The sequence below is a fragment of the Amycolatopsis sp. NPDC104819 genome (assembly GCF_055583145.1).
Map to the genome: position 1 here is coordinate 51,762 of NZ_JBVJON010000007.1, position 14,161 is coordinate 65,922.

General features: G+C 71.1%; 16 protein-coding genes. 8 read left to right on the plus strand and 8 right to left on the minus strand.

Translation table 11 applies throughout. The annotated features are described in order from the left end of the window. Positions 1-55: 55 nt before the first annotated feature. The 3 genes from ACZ63E_RS22895 (at position 56) to ACZ63E_RS22905 (ending at position 2,691) form a co-directional block, all read left to right on the plus strand. Positions 56-295 (plus strand): hypothetical protein, encoded by a 240-nt coding sequence (locus tag ACZ63E_RS22895; RefSeq protein WP_465338150.1) that lies wholly within the window; start codon positions 56-58, stop codon positions 293-295. 37 nt (positions 296-332) lie between these two features. Next, positions 333-1,925 (plus strand): MFS transporter, encoded by a 1,593-nt coding sequence (locus ACZ63E_RS22900; protein WP_465338151.1) that lies wholly within the window; start codon positions 333-335, stop codon positions 1,923-1,925. A 79-nt stretch (positions 1,926-2,004) separates the two neighbouring features. Beyond that, the gene (locus tag ACZ63E_RS22905; RefSeq protein WP_465338152.1) at positions 2,005-2,691 is read left to right on the plus strand and encodes a maleylpyruvate isomerase family mycothiol-dependent enzyme; all 687 of its coding nucleotides are present in this window, start codon (positions 2,005-2,007) and stop codon (positions 2,689-2,691) included. 4 nt (positions 2,692-2,695) lie between these two features. Here ACZ63E_RS22905 and paaE read toward each other — a convergent pair whose 3' ends face one another. The 6 genes from paaE to paaZ are packed head-to-tail and all read right to left on the minus strand — an operon-like array spanning position 2,696 to position 8,341. Continuing rightward, positions 2,696-3,763, minus strand: coding sequence for a 1,2-phenylacetyl-CoA epoxidase subunit PaaE (gene paaE / locus ACZ63E_RS22910; protein ID WP_465338153.1), 1,068 nt, complete (start codon positions 3,761-3,763; stop codon positions 2,696-2,698). A 1-nt stretch (position 3,764) separates the two neighbouring features. Then, entirely contained in the window at positions 3,765-4,253 is a 489-nt protein-coding gene (gene paaD / locus ACZ63E_RS22915) for a 1,2-phenylacetyl-CoA epoxidase subunit PaaD (protein WP_465338154.1), read from the minus strand. After that, positions 4,247-5,104 carry a 1,2-phenylacetyl-CoA epoxidase subunit PaaC gene (gene paaC / locus ACZ63E_RS22920; protein WP_465338155.1) on the minus strand — a complete coding sequence of 286 codons (858 nt, stop codon included), beginning with the start codon at positions 5,102-5,104 and terminating at the stop codon, positions 4,247-4,249. The genes paaD and paaC overlap by 7 nt, the downstream gene beginning before the upstream one ends. After that, a complete protein-coding gene (gene paaB, locus ACZ63E_RS22925; protein ID WP_323332469.1) occupies positions 5,101-5,385 on the minus strand; it encodes a 1,2-phenylacetyl-CoA epoxidase subunit PaaB in 285 nt (94 codons plus the stop codon). The genes paaC and paaB overlap by 4 nt, the downstream gene beginning before the upstream one ends. Continuing rightward, positions 5,382-6,317 carry a 1,2-phenylacetyl-CoA epoxidase subunit PaaA gene (gene paaA, locus ACZ63E_RS22930; RefSeq protein WP_465338156.1) on the minus strand — a complete coding sequence of 312 codons (936 nt, stop codon included), beginning with the start codon at positions 6,315-6,317 and terminating at the stop codon, positions 5,382-5,384. The genes paaB and paaA overlap by 4 nt, the downstream gene beginning before the upstream one ends. Continuing rightward, complete coding sequence (gene paaZ / locus ACZ63E_RS22935; protein ID WP_465338157.1) at positions 6,314-8,341, minus strand: phenylacetic acid degradation bifunctional protein PaaZ; 2,028 nt, start codon at positions 8,339-8,341, stop codon at positions 6,314-6,316. The genes paaA and paaZ overlap by 4 nt, the downstream gene beginning before the upstream one ends. Positions 8,342-8,509: 168 nt before the next feature. Between paaZ and paaI the strand changes: the two genes are divergently transcribed. The 4 genes from paaI (at position 8,510) to ACZ63E_RS22955 (ending at position 11,961) form a co-directional block, all read left to right on the plus strand. Next, positions 8,510-8,920: a hydroxyphenylacetyl-CoA thioesterase PaaI gene (gene paaI, locus ACZ63E_RS22940; protein ID WP_465314185.1), complete on the plus strand. Its 411-nt coding sequence runs from the start codon at positions 8,510-8,512 to the stop codon at positions 8,918-8,920. A gap of 2 nt (positions 8,921-8,922) precedes the next feature. Beyond that, positions 8,923-10,200, plus strand: a complete 1,278-nt coding sequence (paaK, locus tag ACZ63E_RS22945) for a phenylacetate--CoA ligase PaaK (RefSeq protein WP_465338158.1) — start codon at positions 8,923-8,925, stop codon at positions 10,198-10,200. Further along, on the plus strand, positions 10,197-10,790 hold the full coding sequence (locus tag ACZ63E_RS22950; RefSeq protein WP_465338159.1) for a TetR/AcrR family transcriptional regulator: 594 nt from the start codon (positions 10,197-10,199) through the stop codon (positions 10,788-10,790). Before paaK ends, ACZ63E_RS22950 begins: the two co-directional genes overlap by 4 nt. Before the next feature lie 343 nt (positions 10,791-11,133). Continuing rightward, positions 11,134-11,961 carry an SCO6745 family protein gene (locus ACZ63E_RS22955; RefSeq protein ID WP_465338160.1) on the plus strand — a complete coding sequence of 276 codons (828 nt, stop codon included), beginning with the start codon at positions 11,134-11,136 and terminating at the stop codon, positions 11,959-11,961. 9 nt (positions 11,962-11,970) lie between these two features. On the opposite strand, the gene ACZ63E_RS22960 is transcribed toward ACZ63E_RS22955, so the two are convergent. Further along, positions 11,971-12,282 carry a hypothetical protein gene (locus ACZ63E_RS22960; RefSeq protein WP_465338161.1) on the minus strand — a complete coding sequence of 104 codons (312 nt, stop codon included), beginning with the start codon at positions 12,280-12,282 and terminating at the stop codon, positions 11,971-11,973. A gap of 193 nt (positions 12,283-12,475) precedes the next feature. Here ACZ63E_RS22960 and ACZ63E_RS22965 point away from each other — a divergent pair, with 193 nt between their 5' ends. Further along, complete coding sequence (locus ACZ63E_RS22965) at positions 12,476-13,147, plus strand: TetR/AcrR family transcriptional regulator (RefSeq protein ID WP_465338162.1); 672 nt, start codon at positions 12,476-12,478, stop codon at positions 13,145-13,147. Here the strand turns inward: ACZ63E_RS22965 and ACZ63E_RS22970 are convergent. Continuing rightward, positions 13,068-14,123 carry an AraC family transcriptional regulator gene (locus ACZ63E_RS22970; RefSeq protein ID WP_465314191.1) on the minus strand — a complete coding sequence of 352 codons (1,056 nt, stop codon included), beginning with the start codon at positions 14,121-14,123 and terminating at the stop codon, positions 13,068-13,070. The two genes, ACZ63E_RS22965 and ACZ63E_RS22970, sit on opposite strands and share 80 nt — an antisense overlap. Between the last annotated feature and the right edge of the window lie 38 nt (positions 14,124-14,161).

The following is a 14,161-nucleotide window of genomic DNA, read 5'->3' on the forward strand; positions in this document are numbered from 1 at the left end:
CACCTTCGGGAACGACTGGCGTGAGCCTGACCGACAAGTGCCTGAGGAGTTCCGCATGCGTGCAACGCTCTTCATCCCGCCCGAGTCGGCCCGCTCGTCTTCGCGGGCCCGGGCGTTGCAGACGGCTGGACACGAGACGGGCGCCGCCCCGCACCCGGCGGAAGCCGGGCTCATCCGCACCTGGCGGCCCGGTCTCGTCCGGTGGGTTCCGCACCTGCGCCGGGACGTGCTCCCGACGCCCGGCCCGGCCGAACCCCGGCCCGGCAGGCGAACCTGCGGACACCAGCGCCGATAAAAACTCGCGTTATCCCCCCTGGATGGAGATGGAGATCATGACGACGGAGCTCACGGGCAAACCAGCCCCCGCACCCGGGCGGGCGGGAGCGCGCCAGTGGCTGGCCCTCGCGGTGCTGAGCCTGCCGACGATGCTGGTGTTCCTGGATCTCACGGTGATGTTCCTGGCGATGCCGCACATCACCGTGGACCTCGGCGCCAGCGCCCTGCAGAGCCTGTGGATGGTGGACATCTACAGCTTCCTGATCGCGGGCTCCCTGGTCACCATGGGCCGCCTCGGCGACCGGATCGGCCGGCGCAAGCTGCTGCTGATCGGCGCGACCGCGTTCGGCCTGCTGTCGATCGTGGCGGCCTTCTCGACCAGCCCGGCGATGCTGATCGCCGCGCGGGCCGGTCTCGGGATCGCGGGCGCCACGTTCATGCCGTGCATCCTGGCCCTGATCTCCACGCTGTTCCCGGATCCCAAGCAGATGGCCAAGGCGATGGCGATCTGGACGACCGCCGGGGCCGGCGGCATGGCGCTCGGCCCGTCGGTCGGCGGCCTGCTGCTGAACTCGTTCTGGTGGGGCTCGGTGTTCCTGCTTTCGGTGCCGCTCATGGCGCTGCTGGTGTTCGCCGGCCCGGCGCTGCTGCCGGAGTCGAAGGACGAGAACGCCGCCAACCTGGACCTCGCCAGCGTCGCGCTCTCCCTGGTCTCGATCCTCGCGATCATCTTCGGGCTGAAGGAGATCGCCCGCAACGGGTGGGACATCGTCCCGGCCGTGATCGCCGTGGCCGGCGTGGTGCTCGGCGTGTTGTTCGTGCGGCGGCAGAAGCGGCTGCGCGACCCGCTGCTCGACGTCGCCCTGTTCAAGATCCCCCAGGTGGGCGGCGCGCTGACGCTGTTCCTCGTGACGGGCATCGTGATGGCGGGCACCGGGCTGCTGACCGCCCAGTTCTTCCAGCTGGTGCTGGGCCTTTCCCCGCTCGAAGCCGCGTTGTGGCTGATCCTGCCGTCGATCCTCGCGATCGTCGGGGTGCAGCTGTCGATGCCGCTGGCCTCCAAGGTGCGCCCCAGCGTGGTGCTCACCGGCGGCCTGGTGATCAGCGCCGTGGGGATGCTCCTCATCGCGCTGGCGCCCTCCGGCGGCGGGCTGTTCCTGCTGGTCTTCGGCATCTGCGTGGTCTACTTCGGGGTCGGCGCGGTCCCGGCGCTGTGCAACCAGCTGACGATGGCGGCGGCGCCGCCCGAGCGCCAGGGTTCGGCGGGCGCGATCTCCACGACCGCCGGTGAGCTCGGCAATGCGCTGGGCATCGCCTCGCTCGGCAGCATCGCGACGATCCTGTACACGGCGTGGGTCACCGTGCCGGACGGCGTTCCGGCCGACTCGGCAGCCGTGGCGAAGGAAGACCTGCCCGGTGCGGTGGCCGCCGCCGGCAAGCTGCCGGGCGCGATCGGCGACCAGCTGCTGAAGGCGGCGCAGGGGACGTTCGGCAACGCCCTCACCGCGGTCGCCATCGGGGCCGGGGTCGTGCTGGTCCTGCTGTCCGCCGTCGTCTTCGCGACGGTGCGCCACGTCAAGCCGATCGGGTCCGAGGAGCAGGCCGCGGCTCCCGAGGACGAGACCGAACTGCCGGTCGAGCACAACTGAGCACCGATGCCGGAAACGCCCGTGACGCCACTGTTGTGGGGTCACGGGCGTTTTCCGGCCGCACCCCTGGAGGATTTCGATGAGCGAGCTGCCCGACGACGCGCTCTACCGCCACCTGCGCAAGACGATCGCCGCGATGGTGACCTCGGCCGGGGACGCCGGCGGCCGCGTTGTGCCCGGCTGTCCGGAGTGGACGGTGCGCGACCTGCTGGCCCACCTGGTGACCATCGCCGCGGGTGTCACGCGCCGGTTCGGCGGGACGCCCGACGCCGAAGCCGAAGCGGCCGCCGAGAACGGCCCGGTCGACGTCGTGCTCGACTCGTGGGCGGTCATCGCCGCGGAGCTCGAACCGCTCGTCGCCGAGCGCGGCAGCCGGCTGCTCGTCATGGACACGCTGAGCCACGAGCTCGACCTGCACCGCGTCTTCGGCACCGCGCCCGAGCCCGGGCACCCCGCGCTGCCGGGCACGCTCGACCTCGTCGTCGGCATGCTGGGTGACACCTTGGGCAAGCGCGGCGCGCCGGCGCTCGAGGTCCGGGCCACGGACCGGCAGTGGCAGCTCGGGGAGGGCGTGCCCACCGCGGTGGTGGCCGGCGCGGACTACGACGTCCTGCGCTCGTTCACCGGCCGCCGCACGCCGGAGCAGATCCGGGCCCTCCAGTGGAGTACCGACCCGGAGCCGTGGCTGCCCGCGTTCACCTGGGCCGCCTTCACCCCGCCGGCCACGCCAGCCGAGCCCCTGGCCGCGGAGCTCGGCTGGCGGTAGCGGCTCAGGCGTCGAAGTCGACGGTGACGCTCTCCGAGACCGGGTAGGACTGGCAGGTGAGCACAAAGCCCGCGTCCACTTCGGCCTGTTCGAGGGCGAAGTTGCGGCGCAGGTCGACCTTGCCGTCGGTCACCTTGGCCCGGCAGGTGCCGCAGACACCGCCCTTGCACGCGAACGGCAGGTCCGGGCGGAAGCGCTGCGCGCCGTCCAGCACCGACGACGAGCGCGGCAGGCTCATCGTGCTGGACCGGCCGTCCAGCACCACGCGGACCTCGGACGACTCCCCCGCGACCGCCGGGTCGTCGTGGACGACCGGCTCCGGCGGGGTGTCCACGTAGAACAGCTCCTGGTGGATCCGCGACGCCGGGACGTCCAGCGAGCCCAGCAGCTCCTGCGCCCCGGTCACCATCTCGAACGGGCCGCACAGCCACCAGTGGTCCACAGTGGACACCGGTACCAGGGTGTCGAAGAGCGTCCGCAGCTTGGGCACGTCCAGGCGGCCGGTGAACAGCTCGGCCTCGCGAGGCTCCCGCGACAGGACGTGCACCAGCTCGAGCCGCGACGGCGCGCGGTCCTTGAGGTCCGCCAGCTCGTCGGCGAACATCACGGTGTCCGTGCGGCGGTTGCCGTAGAGCACCGTCACCGTCGCGTCGGGGGTGTCCAGCAGCGACGACACGATCGACAGCACCGGCGTGATGCCCGAGCCGGCCGCGATCAGCACGTGGTGGCCGCCCGCGCTGAGGTCCGGGGTGAACGAGCCGGTCGGCGGCGCGACCTCGATGGTGTCGCCCGCGCGGACGTCGTTCAGCAGCCACGACGAGAACAGCCCGCCCGGCACCAGCCGCACGCCCACCCGCGGCGCCGACCCGGCCGCCGCGCAGATCGAGTACGACCGGCGCTCGTCCCGGCCGTCGACCTCACGGCGCAGCGTCAGCGACTGGCCCGGCTTGAACGCGAAGTCCTCGGCCAGCTCGGCCGGGACGTCGAACGTCACCGCGACGGCGTCGTCGCAGAGCTGCTCGATGCCGGCGACCTTCAGCGGGTGGAACCGCCGGGAAATCGTGCTGGTCACCCTAGATCTCCTTGACGTGCTCGAACGGCTCCTGGCACGACCGGCAGCGCCGCAGCGCCTTGCACGCGGTCGCGCCGAACCGGGACTGCTCTTCGGTGTCCGCCGACCCGCACAGCGGGCAGCGCACGGCCGCCACCGGCGCCGACAGCGTCAGCGGGATCGGCCCGGACCGCCGCGGCGCCGCGCCCGGCGGGGCGATGCCCGCTTCGGCCAGCTTCCGGCGCCCGTCCGGGGAGATCCAGTCGGACGACCACGACGGCGACAGCACGGTCCGGACCTCGACGTCGGCGTAGCCCGCGGTGACGAGCGCGTGCTCGAGGTCGTCGCGCATGGTGTCCATCGCCGGGCAGCCGGTGTAGGTCGGGGTGATCGCGACGACCACCCGGCCGTCCTCTTCGGACACCGACCTCAGCACGCCCAGATCGGCGAGCGTCAGCATCGGCAGCTCCGGGTCGGTGACCGTCGCGGCGGCGGCGGCGGCGGTCACCACTTCGCGTCCGGCATGGCCCGGGCGACGCTCTGCAGCTCCGCCAGCAGGAACCCCAGCTGCTCGGTGTGGACGCCGTCGCGGCCGGTCCGGCCGGACACGCCCGCCAGCTCCCCCGACGCCGGCTGGGTCAGCGTCGCCGCCGCGAGGGCCTGGTCCAGCACCACGCCGAACTCGGGCCGCAGGGTCGCCGCGTCCACCAGCTCGACCGGGTGCGTGCGGAACAGCTCCCCCACGTACGGCCAGACGGCGTCGAGGCCCTCCTGCATGCGCTCGTGCGACAACGGCGTGCCGTCGCCGAGGCGGACCAGCCACTGCGCCGCGTAGTCGCGGTGGTAGGTCAGCTCCTTGACGCCCTTGTCCGCGATCGCGGCCAGCACCGGGTCCACACTGGACACCAGCCGCTGGAACAGCGCCAGCCGCCAGGTCGAGAACACGAACAGCCGTGCGATCAGGTGCCCGAAGTGCCCGCCGCCCAGCTCCGCGAGCCGGACGTTGCGGAACTCGTTCTCCACGCGGTCGAAGGCGAACGAGTCTTCCGAACGCGCGGAGCCGTCGGCCTTGCCGGCGCGCGCCAGCAGCAGCCGCGCCTGGCCGAGCAGGTCGAGGCCGATGTTCGCGATCGCGACCTCGTCCTCCAGCTCGGGTGCGTTGGTGCACCACTCCTGCAGCCGGTGGGAGAAGATCAGCGCGTCGTCGCCCAGCATCAGGCAGTACGCCGCGAGCTGCGCACCGTCCACACCGGACGGCACCGAGGTGTCCACTCCGGACAGCGGGTCCTCGAAGCCGGTGCCGAACGCCCAGCGGGCGTCGTTCTCCTCGGTCAGCGACTCGTAGACGTTGTCGAAACTCATATGTGCGGCACCTCCTCGGGGATGTCGTAGAACGTCGGGTGCCGGTAGACCTTGTCGCCGCTCGGCGCGAAGAACGGGTCCTTCTCGTCCGGCGACGACGCCGTGATGTCCGAGGCCCGCACGACCCAGATCGACACGCCTTCGTTGCGCCGCGTGTACAGGTCACGCGCGTGGTGCAACGCCATCTCGTCGTCGGCCGCGTGCAGCGAGCCGACGTGCACGTGGTTTAGGCCGCGCTTGCCGCGGACGAAGACCTCGTACAGCGGCCAGTCGTGCTTCATCGCGAACCCTTCTTTTCAGCGTGCGCCACCGCGGCTTCGCGGACCCACGCGCCGTCGTCGTGCGCGCGGCGCCGGTGCGCGATCCGCGACGCGTTGCACGGGCCGTTGCCCTTCAACACGTTCTTGAACTCGTCCCAGTCGACCGCGCCGAAGTCGTAGTGCTCCCGCTCGGCGTTCCACTTCAAATGAGGATCCGGGAACGTGACTCCCAGCGCGTCGGCCTGCGGCACCGACATGTCGACGAAGCGCTGCCGCAGCTCGTCGTTGGTGTGACGCTTGACCTTCCACGCCATCGACTGCGCGGTGTTCGGCGAATCGGCGTCCGGCGGGCCGAACATCATCAGCGACGGCCACCACCAGCGGTTCACGGCCTCCTGGACCATGTCCCGCTGCTGCCGGGTGCCCTTCATCATCGTCATCAGCAGCTCGTAACCCTGCCGCTGGTGGAAGGACTCCTCCTTGCAGATCCGGATCATCGCCCGCGCATACGGCCCGTACGACGACCGGCACAGCGGCACCTGGTTGCAGATGGCCGCGCCGTCGACCAGCCAGCCGATCACGCCGACGTCGGCGAAGGTCAGCGTCGGATAGTTGAAGATCGACGAGTACTTCTGCTTGCCGGTGATCAGCTTGTCGGTCAGGTCCGCGCGGTCGGCGCCGAGCGTCGCCGCCGCGGAGTACAGGTAGAGCCCGTGGCCGGCCTCGTCCTGCACCTTGGCGAGCAGGATCGCCTTGCGGCGCAACGACGGCGCGCGCGTGATCCAGTTGCCCTCCGGCTGCATGCCGATGATCTCCGAGTGCGCGTGCTGCGCGATCTGCCGGATCATCGTCTTGCGGTAGCCCTCGGGCACCCAGTCGCGCGGCTCGATGCGCTGGTCACGCTCGATCGTCGCTTCGAAGTGTTCTTCGAGGTTTTCGGCGACAGCGGTCACGGCTGCTCCTTCGAAACCAGGGTCAGGACGTCGTACTTGGCCACGGACTCGCCGTCGGCGTTGGTGACGTCGGCGTCCCAGCGGACCTCGCCGTACTCCTGGTCGATCCGCGGGGTGATCTGCTTGGCGGTCAGCGTCACGGTCAGCGAGTCGCCGACCTTGACCGGCGTGAGGAACCGGAGGTTCTCCAGGCCGTAGTTGGCCAGGACCGGACCCGGCTCGGGCGAGACGAACAGCCCGGCCGCGAACGAGACGACCAGGTAGCCGTGCGCGACGATCCCGCCGAACAGCGGGTTCGCCGCCGCGGCGTCGGGGTCGGTGTGGGCGTAGAAGGTGTCGCCGGTGAACTCGGCGAAGTGGTCGACGTCGGATTGGCTGACCGTGCGCGGCCCGGCGACGACGGAGTCGCCGATCTTCAGCTCGGCCAGGGACTTCCGGAACGGGTGGACGTCACCCTCGGTGCGGGGTGCGCCGGTGACCCAGCGGCCGGTGACCGTGGAGAGCACCGCCGGCGAGCCCTGCACGGCCGTGCGCTGCATGTGGTGCAGCACACCGCGAACACCGCCCATCTCCTCGCCTCCACCCGCGCGACCCGGGCCGCCGTGGACCAGCTGCGGCATCGGCGAACCGTGGCCCGTGGACTCCTTCGCGTCGTCGGCGTCCAGGACCAGCAGGCGGCCGTGGTACGGCGCCGCGCCGAGGACGACGTCCCGCACGAACTCCTTGTCGGCGCTGACGATCGAGCCCGCCAGGCTGCCGCCCCCACGCGCGGCCAGCTCGACGACCTGCTCGGCCGAGGTGTAGGGCAGCAGCGTGGAGACCGGGCCGAACGCCTCGACCTCGTGCGACTCCGAGCGCTCCGGGTCCGCCTTCAGCAGGACCGGCGAGATGAAGGCGCCACGCTCGGCGTCGCCGTCCACGACGTCGACCTTCTCAGGGTCGCCGAACACGACGCTGCCGGCGTCGAGCAGGGCCTTGAGCGAGCGGCGGACCTCTTCGCGCTGCTCCAGGCTGGCCAGCGCGCCCATCCGGACGCCCTCGGCGGTCGGGTTGCCGACCGTCACCTTCGCGAGCCGCGCCGAAGCAGCCTCGGCAACGTCGTCGAGCAGGGACGCGGGCACGAACGCGCGGCGGATCGCCGTGCACTTCTGGCCCGCCTTGACCGTCATCTCCGAGGTCAGCTGCTTGACGAACAGGTCGAACTCGGTGGTGCCCTTGACCGCGTCCGGGCCGAGGATCGAGCAGTTCAGCGAGTCGGCCTCGGCATTGAAGCGGACGGCGTTGCGGATGATCGCCGGGTGCGCGCGCAGCTTCTGCGCGGTCGACGCCGAGCCGGTGAACGACACCAGGTCCTGCGCGGTGACGTGGTCGAGCAGGTCGCCGACGCTGCCCGCGACGAACTGCAGCGAGCCCTCCGGCAGGATCCCGGACTCGATGATCAGCTCGACCAGGCGCGCGGTCAGGTACGCCGTCTGGCTCGCGGGCTTGACCAGGCTCGGGACACCGGCCAGGAACGCCGGGGCGAACTTCTCCAGCGGCCCCCAGACCGGGAAGTTGAACGCGTTGATCTGGATCGCGACACCCCGCAGCGGGGTCGCGATGTGCTGCGCGACGAACGTGCCGCCCTTGCTCAGCGGCTCGACGTTGCCGTCGACGTAGACGGTGTCGTTCGGCAGCTCGCGCTTGCCCTTGGAGGCGTAGGAGAACAGGACGCCGATGCCGCCGTCGATGTCGAACTTGGAGTCACCCAGCGTCGCGCCGGTCCGCGCGGAGAGTGCGTACAGCTCCTCGCGGTGCTCGCGCAGGTGCGAGGCCAGCGCCTTCAGCAGGGCCGCACGCTGGTGGAACGTCAGCTCCCGCAGCGCCGGGCCGCCCACGCGACGGCCGTACTCCAGCGCACCCGCGAAGTCGACGCCCGCCGACGAGATCCGGGCGACTTCCTCGCCCGTGGCCGCGTCGTGCAACGGGACGCCGTCGTCCGCCGTGTGCCACTCCCCGGAGACGTAGCTGCGCAGCACTGCCATCAGGTCCCGACCTCCACCGAATTACCTACCGGACGTTCAGTAATTGCCATGGTAGCCGCTGACCCCGGAGATCGGAAGGGGTGGCGCTTGACACGGCCCCTGGGCACTGCCTTTACTGAGCGGCACCGCCAGGTGACCGTCCATTCGGTCAGTCGACACGGAGGGTCCATGACCAACGCCGCGCACACCATGTTCGCCGCCGACGAGGCGTCCCGCGCGCTGGGCATCGAACTGGCCGAAGCCGGCGACGGCCGCGCGGTCGCGACCATGACGATCACCGCGTCGATGGTCAACGGGCACGACATCGCCCACGGCGGTTACGTCTTCCTGCTGGCCGACACCGCGTTCGCCTGCGCCTGCAACACCCACGGCCCGGTGACCGTCGCCGCCGGCGCCGAGATCTCCTTCGTCGCGGCCGGCCGGCTCGGCGACCACCTCGTCGCCACGGCCACCGAGCGCACCCGCTACGGCCGCAACGGCATCTACGACGTCACCGTGCACCGGGAGACCCCCGGCGGGCCCGAGGTCGTCGCCGAATTCCGCGGCCGCAGCCGCGTCCTCTCCGCGAAACGGGACTGACCATGATCGAGGCGAACATCGGCGCGGACGAGCTGGCCGCCCGCCAGCTGGAGCGTCTGCAGTGGACACTCAGACACGCCTACGCGAACGTGCCCGCGTACACGAAGAAGTTCGACGAGGCCGGCGTCCACCCCGACGACTGCAAGGAACTCGCCGACCTGGCGAAGTTCCCGTTCACCACCAAGCAGGACCTGCGCGAGAACTACCCCTTCGGGATGTTCGCCGTGCCGCAGGACCAGGTGCGCCGGATCCACGCCTCGAGCGGGACGACCGGCAAGGCCACCGTCGTCGGCTACACCGAGCGCGACATCGACACCTGGGCGACGGTGATGGCCCGGTCGATCCACGCGGCGGGCGGGCGGCCGGGCCACAAGCTGCACAACGCGTACGGCTACGGCCTGTTCACCGGCGGGCTCGGCGCGCACTACGGCGCGGAGAAGCTCGGCTGCACCGTGATCCCGGCCTCCGGCGGGATGACCGCGCGGCAGGTGCAGCTGATCACCGACTTCCGGCCCGAGATCATCATGGTGACGCCGTCGTACATGCTGACCCTGCTCGACGAGTTCGAGCGCCAGGGCGTGGACCCGAAGGCGAGCTCGCTCAAGGTCGGCATCTTCGGCGCCGAGCCGTGGACCGAGCAGATGCGCTCGGAGATCGAGGAGCGGTTCGCGATCGACGCCGTCGACATCTACGGATTGTCGGAGGTGATGGGCCCGGGTGTCGCGCAGGAGTGCGTCGAGACGAAGGACGGCCTGCACATCTGGGAGGACCACTTCTACCCCGAGGTGATCGACCCGTTCAGCGAAGACGTGCTCGCCGACGGCGACACCGGCGAGCTGGTGTTCACGTCGCTGACCAAGGAGGCGCTGCCGATCATCCGCTACCGCACCCGCGACCTCACGGCGCTCTCGCCGGGGACAGCGCGGCCGGCGTTCCGGCGGATGGCCAAGGTCACCGGCCGCACCGACGACCTGATCATCCTGCGCGGGGTCAACGTCTTCCCGACGCAGATCGAGGAGATCGTGCTGCGGACGGCCGGGCTGAGCCCGCACTTCCAGCTCGTCCGGTCCACGCGCGGGCGGCTCGACCATCTGACCGTGCTCGTCGAAGCGCGTCACGACGCTTCGGCCGCTTCGCGCGACGAGGCCGCCGCCTCGCTGATCTCGGGTGTCAAGGACGGGGTCGGGGTCACCGTGTCGGTGGACGTCGTCGACCCGGACACCCTGGAGCGGTCGATGGGCAAGATGCGCCGGATCGTCGACCAGCGGGACCGGCCGTGACCACGCCGCGGCGCGGGCGCCCCGGCTACGACCTCGAATCACTGCTGCAGGTGGCGGTGAAGCTGTTCAACGAGCGGGGTTACGACGGCACGAGCATGGAGGACCTCTCCCGCAAGCTCGGCATCACGAAGTCCGCGATCTACCACCACGTGCCCAGCAAGGAGGAGCTGCTGCGGCTGTCGGTGGACCGGGCGCTGGACGGGCTGTTCGAGGTCGCCGCGTCGACCGACCGGCTCGACGGCCGGGCGATCGACCGGCTGGAGCACCTGGTGCGCGGCAGCGTCCTGGTGCTGGCCGACCGGCTGCCGTTCGTGACGCTGCTGCTGCGCGTGCGCGGCAACACGAAGGTGGAGCGGGCGGCCCTGGCCCGGCGGCGCGAGTTCGACCTGCTGGTGACGGACCTGGTGAAACAGGCCGAAGCCGAGGGCGACATCCGCCCGGACGTCGACCCCGCGGTGACGGCGAGGCTGATCTTCGGCATGGTGAACTCGCTGGTCGAGTGGTACAAACCCCGGCGCGGTTCGGCGGCGACGGAGGTGGCGGACGCCGTCTGCAAGGTGGCGTTCGAGGGCCTGCGCACGACGTCCTGAACCGGTTCCGGTGAACGAAGGGGGTTACTTCCTCTTCGAGGATCTCGCCGATGTGAACAGCGACCACGCGCTGCTGCTTGTCGATGACCAGTGAGATCGGAACCGCCGCCAACGGAATTCCCCGCAGTCGCAGAGCGATCCGGCCGGACGGATCGTAGCCGGACTCGTAGTCCACCTGGAAGTTCCTGACAAAATCGGCGGCATAGTCCCGACTTGAGCGTGTGCGTTTCCGACCGGCAGGGCCCACACCACGCTCGGTCCGGACAGATCGCCGGCCGACTTCCGCTGGTCTCCCGGGCGGAGATCCGGCGAACCGGCGGCCGTCGCTGGCATCATGCAGGCCATGAGCCACCGCGCGCGCCGGATGTTCGAGCTGCTCGAGCCGATCTGCCTGGTCACCTTCACCGCCGGCGAGTGCAACGACGAGCTGGCCGCGCTCGGGCACCGCACCTACTGGGACGGCTACTTCGCGAGCCGCGCCGCGCCGCTGGGGCGGGTGCCGGCGCAGGTCGTGCACGCGGCCTTCTACAACTTCGCCGAGGGAGAGGCCGCGCGGCACATCCCGAGCGCGTGGGAGACCATCCCGCCCGAGGCGTCCGTCGCCGCGCGGCAGCGGGGCAGCGCGGCCTCCCTGCGGCGCATCCTGGGTGACGGGCTCGCCGGCTCCCCCGGCCTGGTCCGCGCCGCCGACCTGACGACCAAGGCCGCGTGGAGCGCGCCCACCGCCGGCCGGGTGATGTACGCCGGGCTGCGCACCCTCCCGGTGCCCGAGGAACCCGTCGCGCGGCTGTGGTTTTCCGCGACCATGCTGCGTGAGCACCGCGGTGACGGCCACATCGCCGCACTTGTCGGCGCCGGCGTCGGCGGCACGGAGTCCCACGTGCTTTCGGCGCTGGAGATGGGCATCCACCCGCCGGAGTCGTTCGGGCGGATCCACCACCTGCCGAAGGAACGGCTCGCCGCCGTCATGGCCGGCCTGCGCGAGCGCGGGCTCGTCGACGCCGACGGCCACTTCACCGACGCCGGCCGCGAGCTGAAGCAGCGCATCGAAGACGTCACCGACGAGCTCGCCGAGCCGCCGTACGAGGCCCTCTCCCCCACCGAGCACGACGAGCTGGTCGCCGTGCTCGAGCCGCTCACCGCGAAACTGGTGGCCGCCGGACCGCAGTGACGCGGCCGGTCAGTCCTCCGCGGTCTGGGGCGGGCGCCCCGCTTGCCAGAGAAGGGCTTCGCGCAGCTGCTCGATGAGCTGTTCGTCGTCCGCTTCGGACGGGTCGACCCCCAGCGGGATCCAGCGCTCGGACACTTTCGACCCCTGGTCGTACCCGGTGATCACGATGCCGGAGTAGGAGAGGGACTCTTCGTCGGCGCAGTCGCCGTCGGGCAGGGGCTCGTCGGCTTCGAAGCCCTCGTCGAAGCTGACGTGACGATGCTGCAGGCGGACGCTGACCCAGCGCCCGGCCGGCCGGATCGGCGCGCCTTCTTCGTTCATCTGCTCCTACCCCCGGTCACGGTCCCCTGCCGTCTCGTCGCATCCGGACGCCGGGAAGTTACCGGCGAGTTGTTCCGGTTGCGTAACGGCAAAGGTTGACGCGAAACTTCGGTTGCCCGCCAACGGAGTCACTCTCTTGACGAGAAGTCAACTGCATGTTGACAGCGTGCCGGTCCGCCGCGAGGCTGGGCGGATGACCAGTGGGACCCGGCCCCGGCGCCGCCGGCTCGAACCGGCCGAGCGGCGTGCGGAGATCCTCGCCGCCGCGCGGCGGCTGTTCGGCGCGGGCAGCTACGCGTCGGTGTCCACTTCGGACATCGCCGAGGCTGCCGGGGTGGCGCGCCCGCTGATCAACCACTACTTCGGCGGGAAGCGGGAGCTCTACCTGGAAGTGGTGCGGCAGCTGATGATCGTGCCCGCGCCGGTCACCGAGGCGCTGCCGGAAACCACGATGGAGGAGCGGCTCGCGATCGGCGTCGAGCGGTGGATCGAGGTGGTGGACCGCAACCGCGACGCGTGGCTGACGGTGATCGGGCCCGAGTCGGCGGGCCGCGACCCGGAGATCGAGCGGATCATGCTGGAAGCCGACGAGATCGCCGCCGACCGGGTGCTCGAAGCCGCGCTGATGACCGGCGTGACCGAGGGCCGCGAGGAGCTGCGCGCGATGATCCGGTCGTTCGGCGGGATGCTGCGGGCGGCGTCGCGCGAATGGCTGATCCGCGGCACGCTCGACCGCGCGGCGCTGCGCACCTTTCTCACCGATTCGATCCTCAACCTGCTGAAGCTCACCTACCCGGCGGTGCTTGCCGGGCGGCCCGGAAGCGGCGGGCGAACGCCGCCGGCGTCATCCCGGTCCAGCGCTTGAACGCGTAGATGAAACTGGACGCCTCCGCGTACCCGAGCCGGTACGCGACGTCCTCGACCGACAGCACCCCCGTGTCGAGCAGCTCTTCGGCCAGCGCCAGGCGGACCTCGTCGACCAGCGCGCGGTAGCTGGTGCCGGCCTCGCCCAGACGACGCCGCAGGGTGCGCGTGCTGAGCGTCAGCTGACGGGCGATCTCGTCCATCCCGGCGTCGACGCCGCCGAGGCGGACCAGGCGTTCCCGGACCTGCTGCGAGATGCCGGACCGCTGCCGTTTGCGCGTGACGAGCGCTTCGCACTGCGCGGCGCAGAGGGCGACGGTCTGCTCGTTGGCCTGCGGCAGCGGCCGGTTGAGCAGCGCCGGGTCGAGCGTCGCGCGGCAGGCGTCGGCGCCGAACCGGGGCCGCAGCCCGAACGCCGTCACATAGGAGTCCACTGTGGACGCTTCGTGCCGGAAGCTCAGGTCGTCCAGCACGATCTCCGGCAGCAGGTCACGCATCACCGCGAAGATCGCGGACAGGTCGCGCAGCACGAGGAACCGGGCTACGTCGGCGGGGACGCGACTGTCGTCGAGCTCGAGGGTCAGCCGGTCGCCGTCGACCCCGACGTGCGGGATGCAGAAGGCGAAGCTCAGGTCGAAGTAGCGCAGGGCGAACAGCATCGCGTCACGCAGGGTCGGGCTGCTGATGCAGGCGAACCCGAAGATGCCGAAGGTGGTGACGCGGTAGCGACGGCCGAGCTCGAGGGCCGTCGTGTCCGAACCGTCCAGTTCGGCCAGGGCGCGGACGACGGCCAGCTCCTGGCGCGCGTCGACCTGGACGGCGGGGTCCGAGAGCAGCTCCGGCGAGAGCGTCGTCGCGGCGAGCAGCTTCCCGGCGGGAAGGCCGCGCTCGGCGGCGAATCGTGTCATCAGCTCGATGCTCGCGGTGCCGCGCGGGAAGTCCCAGTCCCCGACGGCGGGCGCGGCGAGCTCGGCCATGGCCGGAAGTATGGATGACGGCCGTGCGCGCGTCGAAT

What these genes read in the sequence shown, in the direction of transcription:
- ACZ63E_RS22895 (WP_465338150.1), top strand. Translation starts at nt 56, where the DNA reads ATGCGTGCAACGCTCTTCATCCCGCCCGAGTCGGCCCGCTCGTCTTCG.
- ACZ63E_RS22900 (WP_465338151.1), top strand. Translation starts at nt 333, where the DNA reads ATGACGACGGAGCTCACGGGCAAACCAGCCCCCGCACCCGGGCGGGCG.
- ACZ63E_RS22905 (WP_465338152.1), top strand. Translation starts at nt 2,005, where the DNA reads ATGAGCGAGCTGCCCGACGACGCGCTCTACCGCCACCTGCGCAAGACG.
- paaC (WP_465338155.1), bottom strand. Translation starts at nt 5,104, where the DNA reads ATGAGTTTCGACAACGTCTACGAGTCGCTGACCGAGGAGAACGACGCC.
- paaB (WP_323332469.1), bottom strand. Translation starts at nt 5,385, where the DNA reads ATGAAGCACGACTGGCCGCTGTACGAGGTCTTCGTCCGCGGCAAGCGC.
- paaZ (WP_465338157.1), bottom strand. Translation starts at nt 8,341, where the DNA reads ATGGCAGTGCTGCGCAGCTACGTCTCCGGGGAGTGGCACACGGCGGAC.
- paaI (WP_465314185.1), top strand. Translation starts at nt 8,510, where the DNA reads ATGACCAACGCCGCGCACACCATGTTCGCCGCCGACGAGGCGTCCCGC.
- paaK (WP_465338158.1), top strand. Translation starts at nt 8,923, where the DNA reads ATGATCGAGGCGAACATCGGCGCGGACGAGCTGGCCGCCCGCCAGCTG.
- ACZ63E_RS22955 (WP_465338160.1), top strand. Translation starts at nt 11,134, where the DNA reads ATGAGCCACCGCGCGCGCCGGATGTTCGAGCTGCTCGAGCCGATCTGC.
- ACZ63E_RS22960 (WP_465338161.1), bottom strand. Translation starts at nt 12,282, where the DNA reads ATGAACGAAGAAGGCGCGCCGATCCGGCCGGCCGGGCGCTGGGTCAGC.
- ACZ63E_RS22965 (WP_465338162.1), top strand. Translation starts at nt 12,476, where the DNA reads ATGACCAGTGGGACCCGGCCCCGGCGCCGCCGGCTCGAACCGGCCGAG.
- ACZ63E_RS22970 (WP_465314191.1), bottom strand. Translation starts at nt 14,123, where the DNA reads ATGGCCGAGCTCGCCGCGCCCGCCGTCGGGGACTGGGACTTCCCGCGC.